Source organism: Bacillus sp. FG16 (assembly GCF_057809515.1).
This window is the reverse complement of record NZ_JBMDKC010000029.1, coordinates 42,685-58,855: the sequence shown is the minus strand read 5'-3', so window position 1 is coordinate 58,855 and position 16,171 is coordinate 42,685. Positions and strand designations below refer to the sequence as shown.

The 16,171-nt window shown below is 38.4% G+C and carries 23 protein-coding genes and 1 rRNA gene; 2 read left to right on the top strand and 22 right to left on the bottom strand.

Features of this window, described 5'->3' with window-relative positions:
* Both ACODS7_RS13225 and ACODS7_RS13220 read right to left on the bottom strand, forming a co-directional pair.
* Window positions 1-247: ribosomal RNA gene (locus tag ACODS7_RS13225) — 16S ribosomal RNA — on the bottom strand; the annotation flags it as partial.
* Window positions 248-472: 225 nt separating this feature from the next.
* On the bottom strand, window positions 473-691 hold the full coding sequence (locus tag ACODS7_RS13220; RefSeq protein ID WP_000901146.1) for a hypothetical protein: 219 nt from the start codon (window positions 689-691) through the stop codon (window positions 473-475).
* A 170-nt stretch (window positions 692-861) separates the two neighbouring features.
* On the opposite strand from ACODS7_RS13220, the gene pdaB reads away from it, so the two are divergent.
* Window positions 862-1,626 (top strand): polysaccharide deacetylase family sporulation protein PdaB, encoded by a 765-nt coding sequence (gene pdaB / locus ACODS7_RS13215; protein ID WP_016084014.1) that lies wholly within the window; start codon window positions 862-864, stop codon window positions 1,624-1,626.
* Between the two features lie 119 nt (window positions 1,627-1,745).
* Here pdaB and kbaA read toward each other — a convergent pair whose 3' ends face one another.
* Entirely contained in the window at window positions 1,746-2,357 is a 612-nt protein-coding gene (gene kbaA, locus ACODS7_RS13210) for a KinB signaling pathway activation protein KbaA (RefSeq protein WP_098629825.1), read from the bottom strand.
* A gap of 139 nt (window positions 2,358-2,496) precedes the next feature.
* On the opposite strand from kbaA, the gene gerD reads away from it, so the two are divergent.
* Window positions 2,497-3,114, top strand: a complete 618-nt coding sequence (gene gerD / locus ACODS7_RS13205) for a spore germination lipoprotein GerD (protein WP_050842394.1) — start codon at window positions 2,497-2,499, stop codon at window positions 3,112-3,114.
* A gap of 145 nt (window positions 3,115-3,259) precedes the next feature.
* Here the strand turns inward: gerD and ACODS7_RS13200 are convergent, their stop codons facing one another.
* The 19 genes from ACODS7_RS13200 to rplO all read right to left on the bottom strand — a co-directional run bounded on the left by ACODS7_RS13200 (window position 3,260) and on the right by rplO (window position 16,144).
* On the bottom strand, window positions 3,260-4,327 hold the full coding sequence (locus ACODS7_RS13200; RefSeq protein ID WP_016084017.1) for an Mrp/NBP35 family ATP-binding protein: 1,068 nt from the start codon (window positions 4,325-4,327) through the stop codon (window positions 3,260-3,262).
* A 144-nt stretch (window positions 4,328-4,471) separates the two neighbouring features.
* A complete protein-coding gene (gene cwlD / locus ACODS7_RS13195) occupies window positions 4,472-5,185 on the bottom strand; it encodes an N-acetylmuramoyl-L-alanine amidase CwlD (RefSeq protein ID WP_243168404.1) in 714 nt (237 codons plus the stop codon).
* A gap of 66 nt (window positions 5,186-5,251) precedes the next feature.
* Window positions 5,252-5,680 carry a DUF2521 family protein gene (locus ACODS7_RS13190; protein ID WP_243168403.1) on the bottom strand — a complete coding sequence of 143 codons (429 nt, stop codon included), beginning with the start codon at window positions 5,678-5,680 and terminating at the stop codon, window positions 5,252-5,254.
* A gap of 162 nt (window positions 5,681-5,842) precedes the next feature.
* On the bottom strand, window positions 5,843-6,235 hold the full coding sequence (rpsI, locus tag ACODS7_RS13185) for a 30S ribosomal protein S9 (RefSeq protein ID WP_000079986.1): 393 nt from the start codon (window positions 6,233-6,235) through the stop codon (window positions 5,843-5,845).
* 21 nt (window positions 6,236-6,256) lie between these two features.
* Window positions 6,257-6,694 carry a 50S ribosomal protein L13 gene (rplM, locus tag ACODS7_RS13180; protein ID WP_001260795.1) on the bottom strand — a complete coding sequence of 146 codons (438 nt, stop codon included), beginning with the start codon at window positions 6,692-6,694 and terminating at the stop codon, window positions 6,257-6,259.
* A gap of 152 nt (window positions 6,695-6,846) precedes the next feature.
* On the bottom strand, window positions 6,847-7,590 hold the full coding sequence (truA, locus tag ACODS7_RS13175; protein WP_002094238.1) for a tRNA pseudouridine(38-40) synthase TruA: 744 nt from the start codon (window positions 7,588-7,590) through the stop codon (window positions 6,847-6,849).
* Window positions 7,591-7,604: 14 nt separating this feature from the next.
* The gene (locus tag ACODS7_RS13170; protein WP_001186530.1) at window positions 7,605-8,399 is read right to left on the bottom strand and encodes an energy-coupling factor transporter transmembrane component T family protein; all 795 of its coding nucleotides are present in this window, start codon (window positions 8,397-8,399) and stop codon (window positions 7,605-7,607) included.
* Entirely contained in the window at window positions 8,387-9,268 is an 882-nt protein-coding gene (locus ACODS7_RS13165; RefSeq protein WP_000406529.1) for an energy-coupling factor ABC transporter ATP-binding protein, read from the bottom strand. Before ACODS7_RS13165 ends, ACODS7_RS13170 begins: the two co-directional genes overlap by 13 nt.
* The gene (locus ACODS7_RS13160; protein ID WP_016084019.1) at window positions 9,244-10,086 is read right to left on the bottom strand and encodes an energy-coupling factor ABC transporter ATP-binding protein; all 843 of its coding nucleotides are present in this window, start codon (window positions 10,084-10,086) and stop codon (window positions 9,244-9,246) included. Before ACODS7_RS13160 ends, ACODS7_RS13165 begins: the two co-directional genes overlap by 25 nt.
* A 105-nt stretch (window positions 10,087-10,191) precedes the next feature.
* Window positions 10,192-10,554, bottom strand: coding sequence for a 50S ribosomal protein L17 (rplQ, locus tag ACODS7_RS13155; RefSeq protein ID WP_000331490.1), 363 nt, complete (start codon window positions 10,552-10,554; stop codon window positions 10,192-10,194).
* Window positions 10,555-10,589: 35 nt separating this feature from the next.
* Window positions 10,590-11,534 (bottom strand): DNA-directed RNA polymerase subunit alpha, encoded by a 945-nt coding sequence (locus tag ACODS7_RS13150; protein ID WP_000569644.1) that lies wholly within the window; start codon window positions 11,532-11,534, stop codon window positions 10,590-10,592.
* Window positions 11,535-11,714: 180 nt separating this feature from the next.
* A complete protein-coding gene (rpsK, locus tag ACODS7_RS13145) occupies window positions 11,715-12,104 on the bottom strand; it encodes a 30S ribosomal protein S11 (protein ID WP_000101797.1) in 390 nt (129 codons plus the stop codon).
* A 24-nt stretch (window positions 12,105-12,128) separates the two neighbouring features.
* A complete protein-coding gene (gene rpsM / locus ACODS7_RS13140; RefSeq protein ID WP_000090792.1) occupies window positions 12,129-12,494 on the bottom strand; it encodes a 30S ribosomal protein S13 in 366 nt (121 codons plus the stop codon).
* Between the two features lie 21 nt (window positions 12,495-12,515).
* Complete coding sequence (rpmJ, locus tag ACODS7_RS13135; protein WP_000868344.1) at window positions 12,516-12,629, bottom strand: 50S ribosomal protein L36; 114 nt, start codon at window positions 12,627-12,629, stop codon at window positions 12,516-12,518.
* Between the two features lie 35 nt (window positions 12,630-12,664).
* Window positions 12,665-12,883, bottom strand: coding sequence for a translation initiation factor IF-1 (infA, locus tag ACODS7_RS13130; RefSeq protein ID WP_001029884.1), 219 nt, complete (start codon window positions 12,881-12,883; stop codon window positions 12,665-12,667).
* A gap of 68 nt (window positions 12,884-12,951) precedes the next feature.
* A complete protein-coding gene (map, locus tag ACODS7_RS13125) occupies window positions 12,952-13,698 on the bottom strand; it encodes a type I methionyl aminopeptidase (RefSeq protein ID WP_016084021.1) in 747 nt (248 codons plus the stop codon).
* Window positions 13,698-14,348 carry an adenylate kinase gene (locus ACODS7_RS13120; RefSeq protein ID WP_016084022.1) on the bottom strand — a complete coding sequence of 217 codons (651 nt, stop codon included), beginning with the start codon at window positions 14,346-14,348 and terminating at the stop codon, window positions 13,698-13,700. Before ACODS7_RS13120 ends, map begins: the two co-directional genes overlap by 1 nt.
* Window positions 14,349-14,402: 54 nt before the next feature.
* Window positions 14,403-15,704: a preprotein translocase subunit SecY gene (gene secY / locus ACODS7_RS13115; protein WP_098976774.1), complete on the bottom strand. Its 1,302-nt coding sequence runs from the start codon at window positions 15,702-15,704 to the stop codon at window positions 14,403-14,405.
* Window positions 15,704-16,144, bottom strand: a complete 441-nt coding sequence (gene rplO, locus ACODS7_RS13110; protein ID WP_000766083.1) for a 50S ribosomal protein L15 — start codon at window positions 16,142-16,144, stop codon at window positions 15,704-15,706. The genes secY and rplO overlap by 1 nt, the downstream gene beginning before the upstream one ends.
* Window positions 16,145-16,171 lie beyond the last annotated feature (27 nt).

Here is a 16,171-nt window from a genome sequence, read left to right as displayed (position 1 = left end):
ACGCGGGTCCATCCATAAGTGACAGCCGAAGCCGCCTTTCAATTTCGAACCATGCAGTTCAAAATATTATCCGGTATTAGCCCCGGTTTCCCGGAGTTATCCCAGTCTTATGGGCAGGTTACCCACGTGTTACTCACCCGTCCGCCGCTAACTTCTTGAGAGCAAGCTCTCAATCCATTCGCTCGACTTGCATGTATTAGGCACGCCGCCAGCGTTCATCCTGAGCCAGGATCAAACTCTCCAATAAAGTTAGTTTGTCTAGCATCTAAAAATAAAAATTGACGTTTCACGTTGTTTGTTTCGTTCAGTTTTCAAAGAACTACTTAGTCGCTCATTTGCGACTTCCTTATGTTAACATTTTCGTTTTTCGATGTCAACCAAGTTTTTTAATTTCTTTTTTGTCGTTTTCTGCGTTTCTGCATCAGCGACGTTTATTAATTTACCATATACAAACTATTAACGTCAACACTTTTTAATAAAAAGTTCTTCTTCTTACATAACGAATACATTCCTCTGCGTTAGCAACTCTCCGAAATAAACAAAAAATGATTTTATATCTTTCTTCCATCGCTTTTTTTACAACTTCATGAATACGCTCATCTTCAAAATCAAATAAAAGTTCCTCTAACTCTCTCTTTAATATGTATTCCATCTCTTTTCTCTCTTCTTTTGTCAACATCAGCCCAAGCAAATGATCACCTCAATAATTCCTTACGTAACAATAAACGTTCCGCTCATTTTCACTTATCACAATCCTATCATTCATTATATCCACTACATACGATATTAATCCTTTGTTCTCTTTTTTATATTTACAGCATATATGTAACTGAAAAGGATTGGACAAAGGGGCGTAATATTATGTTTTTCTTTTTTATTACGAGTAAGAGAACTTTTAAACACATTAGCTTAATAGTGATACTTTCCTTATTTACAGCATGGCTACTCTTTTTAAAAACATATTCACATGAATCTGCTTTTTCAACTGCTACAGGTCCTAAAGTAATTTACAAAGGAGATACCGCTAAAAAGCAAGTTGCATTTACATTCGATATTAGTTGGGGAGACAAAAAAGCAATTCCAATCCTTGATACCCTTAAAGAAAGAGAAATTAAGAATGCAACCTTCTTCCTTTCTGCTGCATGGGCCGAAAGACACCCCGATATTGTAGAGCGCATCATGAAAGATGGACACGAAATCGGTAGTATGGGTTACAATTACACATCCTATACTTCTCTAGAGACAAATGAAATAAGACGAGACCTTTTACGAGCACAAGATGTTTTTACAAAACTTGGTGTAAAACAAGTTAAGCTGTTACGTCCACCTAGTGGCGAATTCAACAAGGCAACCCTTAAAATTGCAGAATCACTTGGATACACCGTCGTGCATTGGAGTAACAATTCAAACGATTGGAAAAACCCAGGTGTAAATAACATCGTTTCCACCGTCTCTAATAATTTGAAAGGTGGAGATATCGTCTTATTACACGCATCCGATTCTGCCCTTCAAACAAATAGAGCTTTACCGCTGCTCCTGCAAAAATTAAAAAGTGATGGATATGAGCAAATACCCGTATCACAACTTATTTCCAACACAAGTACAAAAAGTGAAGATGTGAAATAACTTCGTCCCTACTACTCTTCACGTATAAAAAGCTCTACTACCTTTCAAGAAGGTGGTAGAGCTTTTTTAATCACACCACTCCCAGCAATATAACTGCTGGTGTATAAAACCTCTCTCTATTAAGCAGATTTACTCGTTTTTCCGATTAAACGATGTAATACAAGTAATTGATATGCATTACATAACAATAGCGGTATAACCATTAAATATAACCAATCTGTATCATTAATCCGAAGCGCCGGTACCCATTCAAGAATCGTTACAACAACCATAAAGAACAGAGCTGGCACAAATGCTTTTTTATTTGTTTCTTTACTTTTTACATAAGCAACAATTGCTCCAAACACAAATAATATTCCAGCAACAAGTATGTTATTCCCCAATGAGATTTCCCCATTTGCAATAAGTACAGACCTTAAATACACAAAATCAAATAATACGAATGCAATAAAGAAGAGCTGGACTGCATTCCATAAAGACGATGAGCGAAACATCCCTAGTCCAAAACGATGGATTGTTAAATACGCAAAGAAGCCCATTTGACTTATAACGCTAAAAATAAATCCTACACCCATCAGCCAGAAAGATACCGCTAAAATCTCCTTGCCGTCGAAATTTTGAAAAAATTTATTATACCTGTCCCACTCCAAAACAAAACCAATAATAACTGTGCTAATCCCACCAAGAAACAACGTCGATAAAAATAGTCGTACCCACTTGCGGCTATTCACAACACATCCCCCATTATCCTTATATTTCTAATTAAATTGTATCAATGACAATTTCAAAAAGCTAGCCATGTTCATGTATAAATTCCTTAAAGATATTTATATTAAAAAGAGAGAACTGTGCTGAAAGGAGTTCCAACTTATGAAACGGATACTATTCATTTTCGTTTCTTCTTTTCTACTTATCGCACTTGTAGCATGCGCACAAGGAAAAGAAACGAAATCCGAACTAGATTACGATCAAACAAAGAAGATGATTGTTGATATTTTAAAAACAGATCAAGGTAAGAAAGCTATTCAAGATGTATTAACTGATGAAAAAATGAAACAAGCACTCATACTAGATGAAACAGTAGTAAAGAAAACGATTGAAGATGCCATGGTATCCGATAAAGGGCAACAATTCTGGGAAAAGCTCTTTAAAGACCCTGAGTTCTCATCAAAGTTTGCTAAAAGTATGGGGAAAGAACAAACCCAATTAATGAAAACCTTATTAAAAGACCCTGAATACCAAGCAGGCGTTATAGAAATTATGAAAAATCCTGAAGTAGAAAAAATGATGTTACAAACAATGAAGAGTAAAGAATACCGTCAATATCTACAACAAGTACTAACAGAAACTGCTGAAAGTCCACTCTTCCAAGCCAAGATGATCGATATCATTAGTAAAGGTGTACAAAAAGCTGAAAAAGGCGGATCTGATAAGAAAGAAGCAGGCGGTGACGGTGGTTCTCAAGGCGAGAAGAAGGAAGAACAGTAAAAATAATAACTATAATAACGAGTGGACAATTTATACATTGTCCACTCGTTATTACTTTATCTTGCTATTAACAGACAAAATGGGCCCCTCTAGTTAAGCGAAAGGTGTACTAGCAACAGATGAACCCCACTGATTAAGTTTCACTTTATTTTTGTGTAACAGCTGTTTTATCAATTACTGTTTCAGCTATCTTACTATAAATAATGCCGGTTGTATGTGTATCTTCATATACTGAAGGAGCAAAGTCTTCTTTATTCCAATCAGGTTGTTGTAGCGGAATACGGCCAAGAACATTCGTTTGCAATTCGGCAGCTAACTTATCTCCCCCGCCTCTTCCAAATACATATTCTTTCTCACCAGTTACCTTACTTTCAAAATATGCCATATTCTCAACAACACCGAGAATACTATGTTCAGTGCGTAATGCCATCGCTCCAGCACGCGCTGCTACAAACGCAGCTGTTGGATGCGGCGTCGTTACAATAATCTCTTTGCAAGATGGCAACATTGAGTGCACATCTAACGCAATATCACCTGTGCCTGGTGGCAAATCTAATACTAAATAATCTAAATCGCCCCATTCTACTTCTGTGAAGAAGTGGTTTAACATTTTCCCAAGCATAGGTCCTCTCCAAATAACTGGTGCATTATCCTCTACAAAGAAGCCCATTGAAATTACCTTTACACCTAAACGTTCCACCGGAATTATCTTGTCACCCCTTACGATAGGACGTTTTTCTATCCCCATCATGTCTGGCACACTAAAACCGTAAATGTCCGCATCAATAATACCAACTTTTTTTCCTAAACGAGCTAAAGCAACCGCAAGGTTAACGGAAACGGTTGATTTTCCCACGCCACCTTTTCCACTTGCCACTGCTAAGAATGTCGTTTTTGAATTTGGTGACAATAAAGATTCACTTTGCTCTTCTTCTTGTTCTGGTACAAACTGAGCTAATTCCTCTTCTGTAAATTCTGCAAAACGAAGTCCAACTGTTGCTGCCCCAAGTTCTTTTACTAACTTTACAATTCCAGACTGCAACTGCATTTGTTCCGCTGTACCAGTTTTTACAATCGCAATTTTGACACTCACATGTTCCTTCTCAGGCTTGACTGTTACCTCTTTAATTGCACTTGTTTCTTTTAATGTTTTATGTAAAAACGGATCTACAACTCCTTCTAACGCTTCAACCACTTGTTCTTTCGTTACCATAATTAGCCCAGCCCCCTGTATGAAAAATAACGTAATGTTAATTGAATTTATCTTTGCTTATTCTTGAAATAAATGCGTTTACATTTCCAGTATAACATATTTTCCGAAAACTTCGTTAACGAGAGAAACTCAAAAAAATCCTCCTTATTCTGGAGGAGTTCCTTTTTCCGTGAAATAACGCAATATACCACGGTATATTGCAGCTGCTACCTTCTGTTGATATTTCTCCGAATTTAACATATACCTTTCGTTCACATTCGATAAAAAGCCGGCTTCAATTAAAGCACCTGGTGTTTTCGCATACTTCAATAAGTATACGTGAGAGATCGTTTTAGCAGAACGATTCGTATTTTCTAAACTCGTTCTCAATTCAGCCTGTATAAATTTCGCAGCACGTTCATTTTCAATTGAAGAGCGATAGTAGAATGTTTGTGCGCCTTTCGATCCACTACTAGTTAAAGCATTTAAATGAATGCTTGCAAAAAAGTCTATATCCGGTTTATTGATGATTTCTACACGTTTTTTTAAATCCTCTGCTTTACGTCTACTATATGACTTTGTATCTTTGTTAGCTAAATCATAATCTCCCTCACGCGTTAAAATAACTAGTGCACCTTGTTCTTGTAAATAGTCTTGTACCTTTTTTGTAATTTCAAGTGTAATATCCTTTTCTATAATATCCTTTCCACCAACAGCCCCTCCATCTGGTCCACCATGCCCAGCATCTAATACGATTACTTTCCCTGATAAGGGTAAATTCCAAGCTCGCCACGATTTTGTAATTTGAAATTCTTGTTTGACTAAAAAAAACAATACAACCGCAGCGAGTGCAAAAGAGATAATTCGAATTCTCTTCATACCTTTCCTCCTCCAGCTAGTCCCTCTAATTACTTATATGGGACAAGAGGAAAGTTTATGCTTGTCTTAATGAAGCTTTAATCGATATCTTCTTTCACCTTTTTCATATCCTTCTTGCCACCACAATCCTATAAACTGCTGACAAGATTCAAAAAGTAATTCCTCATCTTTCAACTTTATTTCTCGCATAGTCATACTCGTTAAAAATTGAAATAGCGTTTCAGTTAATTGTTGTTCTTCTTCTAAGGCTCTATATTTCACATCAAAGAACGATTCACCATAATAGCCAAATTTACTATATCTCGCTCCTAATAAATAAGATTCTATCCCTAATTCAATACAGTAATCTTCATACTGACGATGAAGCTCTTGCATTTGAAAGGCATCACGAATATTTGAACGCAATGTTTTTAATGATAATTCCCGCAACATCTTCCGCTCGTAGTTTAACTGCTTTTCTTTTTGTTTTTCTCGTAAGCTGACAATGACATTCATAGTACTTATAAACCTCCCTAATACGTATTAGTCTAAACTTCTAAAGAAGAAGCATACGCACGGCGGTAGCACTAAAATATTCCAAGCTATAAAAATCACAAAAAAGGAATGAAACATAAAAAAACCCCAACCAAAATGGTTGGGGTTTGTAGTTCGCAAAAATTAACGTTTTGAGAACTGAGGTGCACGACGTGCGCCTTTAAGACCGTATTTTTTACGCTCTTTCATACGTGCGTCACGAGTTAATAGACCTGCACGTTTTAGTGTTAGACGGTATTCTGGATCAGCTTTTAATAAAGCGCGAGAAATACCGTGACGAATAGCACCAGCTTGACCAGTGTATCCACCACCATTTACGTTTACAAGTACATCGTAGTTACCTAAAGTTTCTGTTGCAACTAGAGGTTGTTTCACTACTTCACGTAATGCAGCAAATGGGATATAGTTTTCAAAATCACGACCGTTAATGATAACGCGTCCTTCGCCTGGAACTAGGCGTACGCGCGCTACTGAACTCTTACGACGTCCAGTGCCATAGTATTGAACCTGTGCCAAAGTAAGCCCTCCTTTAATTAATTATCCGCGAAGTTCGTAAACTTCTGGTTTTTGTGCTTGGTGTGGATGCTCTGCTCCAGCATACACGTTAAGTTTCTTAGAAACTTGGCGGCCTAAGCGTCCTTTTGGAAGCATGCCTTTAATTGCAAGCTCTAACATTTGTACAGGGTAGTTTGTACGCATTTCTAGAGCTGTTCTTTGTTTAAGTCCACCTGGGTGGTTAGTGTGACGGTAGTAAATTTTATCGTTTAATTTATTACCTGTTAAATGAATTTTCTCAGCGTTAATAATAATTACATGATCACCCGTGTCAACGTGTGGTGTAAATGTAGGTTTGTTTTTACCGCGTAAAATAGATGCTACTTCCGTAGATAGGCGACCTAAAGTTTGACCTTCAGCATCAACCACATACCATTTACGCTCAACTTCGTTAGCTTTTGCCATAAAAGTCGTACGCATGTGTTTCCCTCCTCGTTATCTTTTCCATAGAAAAAATCTATTGTTTATCTTAAACACGATTTCCTTCCGGGGCTAATCGTGGTTTTAGAAACAATACCATATGTTATGATATACTTTTGAGTTTCTAATGTCAAGCAAATGTTACACCAGGATTAGTTGTTATAGTTTACCTCCCATAGGTAAAGCCCATGACCTGGAGCCATCTTTCCAGCAAACTGACGATTTTGTTTCGCTAAAATCTCTGGAATGCTATCAGGATCAAGCTTTCCTTGCCCTACGTTAAGTAACGTACCAACAATAATTCTGACCATATTATATAAAAATCCATTACCTACAAAACGAAAAATTAATTCATCGTCTTGCTCAATTAACTCGATTTCATAAATTGTTCGCACTTTATCTTTTTTGTCAGTTTTTGCCGAACAAAAAGAAGTGAAATCATGCGTTCCAATAAAATAAGGAATTGCTTTTCTTATTTTTTTGATTTCGAGCGGATATGGATATTGATATACGTAATTTCTACGGAATACATCCGCAGTCTTTGATAATAATACACGGTAACGATATTCTTTTTTCTCAACACCGTAACGTGCATGAAATTCTTCTGTTTTTTTCTCTACTTGCCTAATAACAATATCATCTGGCAACATTGTATTTAAAGCGTTACTCCATTGCCACTCTTCAAGAGACAAAGGAGTATCAAAGTGTATGACTTGTCCTTTTGCATGAACCGTAGAATCTGTTCTACCAGATGCCTGAACACGAACAAGTTCTCCCTTATGCAATTTCTGTAATGCTTTTTCTATCTCTTGTTGAACAGTACGATGCTTCGGCTGAATTTGATAACCACAAAAATGCATGCCATCATATGCAACCGTACATTTTATTCTATCCATTTCTCTATTCTCCATTACGATCGCACCCATGCCAAAATACAAGCTAAACAAAATAAGCTTACAATCGTTACAGTATCGCTTGTTTTCCAGCGTAGTTGCCTAAATTTAGTACGTCCTTCACCACTTTGATATCCACGAGCTTCCATCGCAATTGCTAAGTCCTCTGCACGCTTAAAAGCACTGATAAACAGAGGAACGAGCAGTGAGATAATAGCTTTCATTCTATCTTTTATCGGTCCCCCGGCGAAATCAATACCACGTGATGCTTGTGCTTTCATTATTTTACTCGTTTCATCCATTAATGTCGGAATAAAACGAAGAGAAATTGACATCATTAATGCGATTTCATGAACAGGAACCTTTATACGCTTCAACGGCTTTAATAACGTCTCCAAACCATCTGTAATTTCAATAGGTGTCGTCGTTAACGTTAATAATGTCGTCATTAAAATAATAACGAAGAATCGTACAGAAATGTATATCCCTTGCTCTAATCCTTTTTCATGTATCGAAAACCAACCAAGCTGGAGTAGTACATCCCCCTCTTTATTTGTAAAAATATGCAGGAAAAATGTAAAAAGAAAAATCCATAAAATTGGTTTTAAGCCCGAAAGTACATAACGAATCGGCACTTTTGCAAAAAATAAAGCAATGAGTGCATATAAAAATAAAAATCCATATGAAATCGCATTATTTGCTAAGAAAACAACAAATACATATAAAAAGACAATCAGCAGCTTCGTACGTGGATCAAGTTGATGAATAAGTGAATTCCCCGGGATATATCTCCCAATAATCAACTGCTGCATGATTCATGACCACCTTTTCGTAACACCTGCACAACTTCATGAGTAAGATCCTCTAAAGATAAGGTAGCCTTCGGAATTGAAATACCAAACTTCTCTTCAATTGCACGTTTATACTTTAATGACATAGGAAGATCCACACCAATTTTCTCTAGTTCATCAGCATGTGAAAATACTTCCTCTGCACTTCCTTGCAAAAAGACCGTTCCTTTATGCATAACTACAATCTGCTCCGCATACTGAGCAGCATCCTCCATATTATGCGTTACAAGGATAACTGTAAGCCCCTTCTCCTTATGCAACTTATAAAACATCTGCATAAGTTCGTTCTGCCCTTTTGGATCTAGTCCTGCTGTAGGTTCATCTAATACAAGTACTTCAGGTTCCATCGCCAGTACACCCGCTATAGCAACACGTCTCATTTGTCCACCACTTAATTCAAAAGGAGAACGTGTTAACAGTTCCGGTTCTAGCCCTACAAGTTCTATTGCCTCTCTAGCCTTTTGCTTCGCTTCGTCTCCAGATACCCCAAAATTAGTAGGTCCGAAACAAATATCTTTCTCCACAGTCTCTTCAAATAACTGATGTTCTGGGAATTGAAAGACAACCCCTACTTTTTTACGTAGTGGCTTTAGCTTTTTTTCTTTCTTTCCTGCCGAAATCAAATGTTCACCAATTTGAACTGTACCATTTGTCGGCTGCAATAAACCATTTAAATGTTGAATCATCGTCGACTTACCTGAACCAGTATGACCGATAATGGCATAATAGCCCCCACTTGGAAACGACACGTCTACATCATAAAGTGCGCGTCTTTCAAATGGAGTTTTATATTGATAACGATGTTCTACTTTTTGGAATGTAATCTCCAAAGTTCGTTCACCAAGCTTTCCATTGTAAGATGCGTATTTTGCAAGAGAATTTCATTTCTTTTTAATAATTCTGCTATTTTCACCGAAAACGGTACATCTAAGCCAATTTCTTGGAGCATATGAGAGGACTTGAAAATTTTCTCTGGAGTCCCTTCCTCTAATATTTCTCCCTTATTTAAAATAATGACACGATCTGACTGTGCCGCTTCTTCTAAATCGTGCGTAATTGATAACACGGTAATACCTTTTTGATTAACAAGTTGTCTAACCGTTTCTACTACTTCACGTCTTCCTTGAGGATCTAACATTGACGTTGCTTCATCTAATATTAAAATAGATGGCTGAAGTGCTAAAACGCCTGCTATTGCCACTCGCTGCTTTTGCCCACCAGATAAGGAATGAGGCTCATCATTAAGAAAATCTTCCATACGGACAAGTCGTAAGGCCTGTTCTAATCTTTCAATCATTTGTTCTCTTGGCATTCCGATATTCTCTAAGCCAAATACAACATCATCTTGCACTGTTGTTCCAACAAATTGATTATCCGGATTTTGAAATACCATTCCAATTTGTTTTCGAACATCCCATACCGTTTCCTCTGATAAAACCATTGTATCATTTACTGTAATAGTCCCTGCTTCCGGCAAAAACAAACCATTCAATAATTTTGCAAGTGTAGACTTTCCTGAACCGTTTTGTCCAATAATAGATACCCATTCTCCCTCATATAAGGAAAATGAAACATCTTTTAATGCATACGTGGCTGCCCCAGGATATTGAAATGATATATTTTCTATCCGAAGTTTCTCTTTTTTCAATAGAAGGCACCCTTTCCTTCGCCAAGTTAGCCTATTTTTTTATATTTAAAAAAAAGGGCCATGACCAGTTACTTGAAAAGAACTGTCCTGCCCTTTTAATCAGCATTATACTAACTCGATAATTACCATTGGTGCTGCGTCTCCGCGACGTGGACCAATTTTTGCAATACGAGTGTATCCGCCTTGGCGCTCAGCATAGCGTGGAGCTACATCAGCGAATAATTTTTGAAGTGCATCTTGACCAGTCTCAGCGTTAGCAACTTCATTGCGAATGAAAGCTGCTGCTTGACGACGAGCATGAAGATCTCCGCGTTTACCTAAAGTGATCATTTTTTCCACTACAGAACGAAGTTCTTTTGCACGAGTTTCTGTCGTTTGGATGCGCTCGTTGATAATTAAATCAGTAGCTAAATCACGTAACATAGCTTTACGTTGCGCACTTGTACGGCCTAATTTTCTGTATGCCATTCGTAGTTCCCTCCTTTGTTGATGGGTTTAAATCCTCAGTCGTCTTTACGTAAACCTAAACCTAATTCCTCAAGTTTATGTTTAACTTCTTCTAAGGATTTACGTCCTAAGTTACGAACTTTCATCATATCTTCTTCTGTTTTGTTCGCAAGCTCTTGTACAGTATTAATTCCTGCACGTTTTAGGCAATTATAAGAACGAACAGAAAGATCTAGTTCTTCGATAGTCATCTCAAGAACTTTCTCTTTTTGATCTTCTTCCTTCTCGACCATAATCTCAGCATTTTGTGCTTCATCAGTTAAACCAACAAAGATATTTAAATGCTCAGTTAAGATTTTGGCACCTAAAGAGATAGCTTCTTTTGGCCCGATGCTTCCATCCGTCCATACATCAAGCGTAAGCTTATCATAATTAGCCACTTGTCCGACACGTGTCTTTTCCACTTGGTAAGTTACACGTGATACTGGAGTATAAATAGAATCAATAGGAATTACTCCTATTGGTTGATCTTCGCTTTTATTTGCATCAGCTGGCGTATACCCACGGCCACGCTTTGCAGTTAAACGCATGCGGAAATGCGCATTTTTTGCTAACGTTGCAATGTGTAAATCTGGATTTAAGATTTCTACATCACTATCGTGAGTAATATCAGCAGCTGTGACAATACCTTCGCCCTGTACATCAATTTCCAACGTCTTCTCTTCTTCAGAGTAGATTTTAAGAGCTAACTTTTTCAAGTTTAAGATGATCGTCGTAACGTCTTCTACTACGCCCTCAACTGTTGAAAATTCATGCAATACGCCATCGATTTGGATAGCAGTAACAGCGGCACCAGGGAGTGAGGATAAAAGAATACGACGTAAGGAGTTACCCAAAGTAGTACCATATCCACGCTCAAGCGGTTCAATTACGAATTTACCATATTTAGCATCTTCGTTAAGTTCAACCGTTTCGATTTTCGGCTTTTCGATTTCAATCATTAACTAAACCCTCCTTCAAAACGTCGAAACCCCGGTTAAACAAAGGTATAACCCCTGTCTAACCGAAAGTCCCCCTTAGGCAGTTCCCGATTGTGCACAACAAGCGATGTTTCTGTACGAAATTTCTCGATAATGCATCATATCCATTATAGACAAAAGGGAAAATTCTATACAGAAAAATTACACACGACGACGTTTTGGCGGACGACATCCATTATGAGGAACTGGAGTAACATCTCTAATTGCTGTTACTTCTAGACCTGCAGCTTGAAGAGCACGAATTGCAGCTTCACGACCAGCACCAGGACCTTTAACAGTAACCTCTAAAGTTTTTAAACCGTGCTCCATTGCAACTTTAGCAGCAGCTTCAGCAGCCATTTGCGCAGCGAATGGAGTAGATTTACGAGATCCACGGAAACCAAGTGCACCAGCACTAGACCAAGAAAGTGCGTTACCGTGAGTATCTGTAAGTGTTACGATTGTGTTGTTGAAAGTAGAACGAATATGAGCTATACCAGCTTCGATATTCTTTTTCACACGTTTTTTACGAGTGTTTGTTTTACGTGCCATTGTTAGTTCAACCTCCTTTACTTATTATTTCTTTTTATTTGCTACTGTACGACGTGGACCTTTACGTGTACGAGCATTGTTTTTAGAATTTTGACCACGAACTGGTAAACCACGACGGTGACGAAGACCACGGTAAGAACCGATCTCCATTAGACGTTTAATGTTAAGAGATACTTCACGACGAAGGTCTCCCTCAACTTTAATACGATCGATAACATCACGGATACGTCCTAATTCGTCTTCCGTTAAATCACGAACTCGTGTTTCTGAAGAAATACCAGCTTCAGTAAGAATTTTTTCAGCAGTTGTGCGACCAATGCCGAATACGTAAGTTAAAGAAATAACAACGCGTTTGTCTCGAGGAATATCTACACCTGCGATACGTGCCATTCTGAATGCACCTCCTTCTGATTAACCTTGTTTTTGTTTATGTTTAGGGTTTTCACAAATAACCATTACTTTTCCACGTCTACGAATAACTTTACATTTTTCGCAGATTGGTTTAACTGACGGTCTTACTTTCATGTCTCGAACCTCCTTAAAGATTACGGAGTGCTATATTATTTAAAACGGTACGTAATACGACCACGATTTAAATCGTACGGAGATAATTCTACCGTAACTTTGTCTCCTGGTAAAATACGAATGAAGTTCATACGGATTTTACCAGAAACGTGAGCCAATACGACATGCCCATTCTCTAATTCTACTTTGAACATAGCATTTGGCAACGTTTCAAGAACGGTACCTTCGACTTCAATTACATCATCTTTAGCCATTCAATAGTTCTCCCTTCTTCAAATCAGTAACATTTTACACTGCTCTGAAATCCCGGAGAGCCAGCTACTTATAAAGTGGTAAGGATTTCGTATCCTGCTTCTGTAAGAGCAATCGTGTGCTCAAAATGGGCACACCATTTACCATCTACCGTTACCACTGTCCAGTCATCAGATAGTGTTTTTACATATCGTCTTCCTTGATTCACCATCGGCTCAACACAGATGACCATTCCCGGCTTTAATCTAGGGCCTCTATTTGGTGGACCATAGTGCGGGATTTGAGGGTCCTCATGTAAGTCTTGCCCGATTCCGTGACCAACATACTCCCTAACGATCGATAACCCATTCTCTTCAGCATGGGTTTGAACCGCATGTGAGATATTTGATAATCTTTCGCCTGGTTTTACTTGTTCTAGACCAAGATACAACGATTTTTCTGTGACATCAAGTAGCTTTTGAACAGATTCAGAAATGTTTCCAACTGGATACGTCCATGCAGAATCTCCATGGTACCCATTGTATTTCGCACCAATATCGATACTGATGATATCGCCCTCTTTGAGCTTACGCTTCCCTGGAATTCCGTGTACAAGCTCTTCATTTACAGAAGCACATATGCTCCCCGGAAATCCGTTGTATCCTTTAAAAGATGGCGTAGCACCATATTTTTGAATCGTCTTTTCCGCTATTTGATCGAGCTCTTTCGTTGTAATTCCTGGAGTAATGTGCTGTTTCAACTCTTGATGAGTTAAAGCAACGATTCTGCCAGCTTCTCGCATGATTTCTATCTCGCGAGGAGTTTTGCAGATGATCATTACGCTAAGTCTCCGATGAGAACATCGATATCAGCAAATACTTTATTGATATCTTGCTCACCATTAATGCTTTGCAAGTAACCAAGCTCATCGTAGAAATCAAGCAAAGGTTTTGTTTGCTTAATATTTACATCTAAACGATTTGCTACAGTTTCTTCATTGTCATCAGAGCGTTGGTATAATTCGCCACCACATTTATCGCACACATCAGCTTTTGCTGGTGGATTGAATTCTAAGTGGTAAGTCGCACCGCACTCTTTACAAATGCGACGGCCTGTAAGGCGTTTTAATAACAACCCTGAATCCACATTAATGTTTAAAACATAGTCGATTTTTTTGCCAAGATCTTTCATAATCTCTTCAAGAGCTGATGCTTGTGCAACAGTTCGTGGGAAACCGTCTAGCAAGAAACCTCTTACGCAGTCTTCTTGACTTAAACGTTCACGAACAATTCCGATTGTAACTTCATCTGGAACAAGTGCACCTTTATCAATAAAAGATTTTGCTTGTAGACCCATTTCAGTTTCAGCCTTCATAGCTGCACGGAACATATCTCCTGTTGAAATGTGAGGGATGTTATACTTGGCTACAATCTGTTCGGCTTGTGTACCTTTACCAGCACCAGGAAGCCCCATTAAAATTAAGTTCATCCTTGTTCCCCCTCAGTACATGAGCATGTAGGGAAGATAGTTCTTCCCACTTACTCACTGCTTGATAAACCCTTTGTAATGGCGTTTTACCAGTTGGCTTTCTAGCTGCTTCATTGTTTCTAAAGCAACGCCGACAACGATTAACATACTCGTTCCACCAATCTGTGCAGATGGAGGAAGATTTCCCAATTTCGTAAAGATAACTGGTAAGATTGCAATCGCTGCTAGGAAAATTGATCCTACAAAGGTCAAACGATACAAGATTTTTGTTAGATATTGTTCCGTATTCTTACCCGGACGAATACCTGGAACATATCCACCTTGCTTGTTTAAATTCTCTGACATTTGCTCTGGATTAACCTGAACAAATGCATAGAAATATGTGAAGGCTACAATGAGCGCAACATATATGATCATTCCCACTGGGTGAGAATAGTTAAAGTTTGCAATAATCCACTGCGATACATCATGTTTCGGGAAGAACTGTGCAATAGTTGGAGGCGTAATTAAGAATGAAACAGCAAAAATGACTGGAATAACACCCGCACTATTTACCTTAAGCGGTAAATGTGTGTTTTGTGCTCCAGCATGATTCCCATTCCCTCCTGTTACACGCTTCGCGTATTGAATTGGGATCTTTCTAACAGCTTGTTGAATGAAAATAACACCAACAATAACTGCTAGCACAGCTAGTAAAATCAATGCAACTTTAACGATACTCATGAACAATTGATCTCCGATATTTTGAAACTGTTGTTGATACACTTGAGATATAACACTTGGGATCGCTGCGGCAATACCGCCAAAGATAAGGATGGAAATACCATTACCTACACCTTTAGCTGTAATCTGTTCACCTAACCACATTAAAAATGCAGTACCAGCAGTCAGTACCGTAGCAATGTATAAATAAGTGCTCCAACCAGGATTCAAAATTAATTGCCCACCTACCATACCGTTAAAACCGATTGACATACCAAACCCCTGAATAAACGCAAGAACAATTGTAAAGTAACGCGTGAATTGCGTTACTTTACGACGGCCCATTTCACCTTGCTTCGACCATTCCGAAAATTTAGGAACAACATCCATCTGCAATAATTGCACGATGATGGATGCTGTAATATACGGCATGATTCCCATCGCAAAGATGGAGAAGTTTTTCAAGGCGCCACCGCCAAATGTATTTAGAATACCTAAAGCATTTAATTGGTCTTGTGCTTTCAGTACGTCTCCATTTGTAAATGGCACTGGGATAAACGTGCCAATCCTGAATACGATTAACATCGCTAAAGTGAATAATATTTTACGTCTTATCTCAGCAACGCGCATAAAGTTGGAGATTGTACGAAACATTAGATCACCTCAACTGATCCGCCAGCTGCTTCAATTGCTTCTTTAGCACTTGAAGAGAACTTGTGCGCTTTAACAGTTAGTTTTTTCTCTACTGCTCCGCTTGCAAGAATTTTAACACCGTCGTTTAACTTGCTGATAACGCCAGTTTCCAGCAATAATTCAGGTGTTACTTCTGTACCATCTTCAAAACGATTTAACGTTGATAAGTTTACAATAGTAAACTCTTTACGGTTAATGTTTGTGAAGCCGCGTTTTGGTAAACGACGGAATAATGGAGTTTGACCACCTTCGAAGCCAAGACGAACACCGCCACCAGAACGTGCGTTTTGTCCTTTATGACCTTTACCAGCAGTTTTACCGTTACCAGAACCGATACCACGACCGACACGGTTACGTACTTTACGAGAACCTTCTGCAGGTTTTAATTCATGAAGTTTCATTCCCAGGCACCTCCTTATATTAATGAG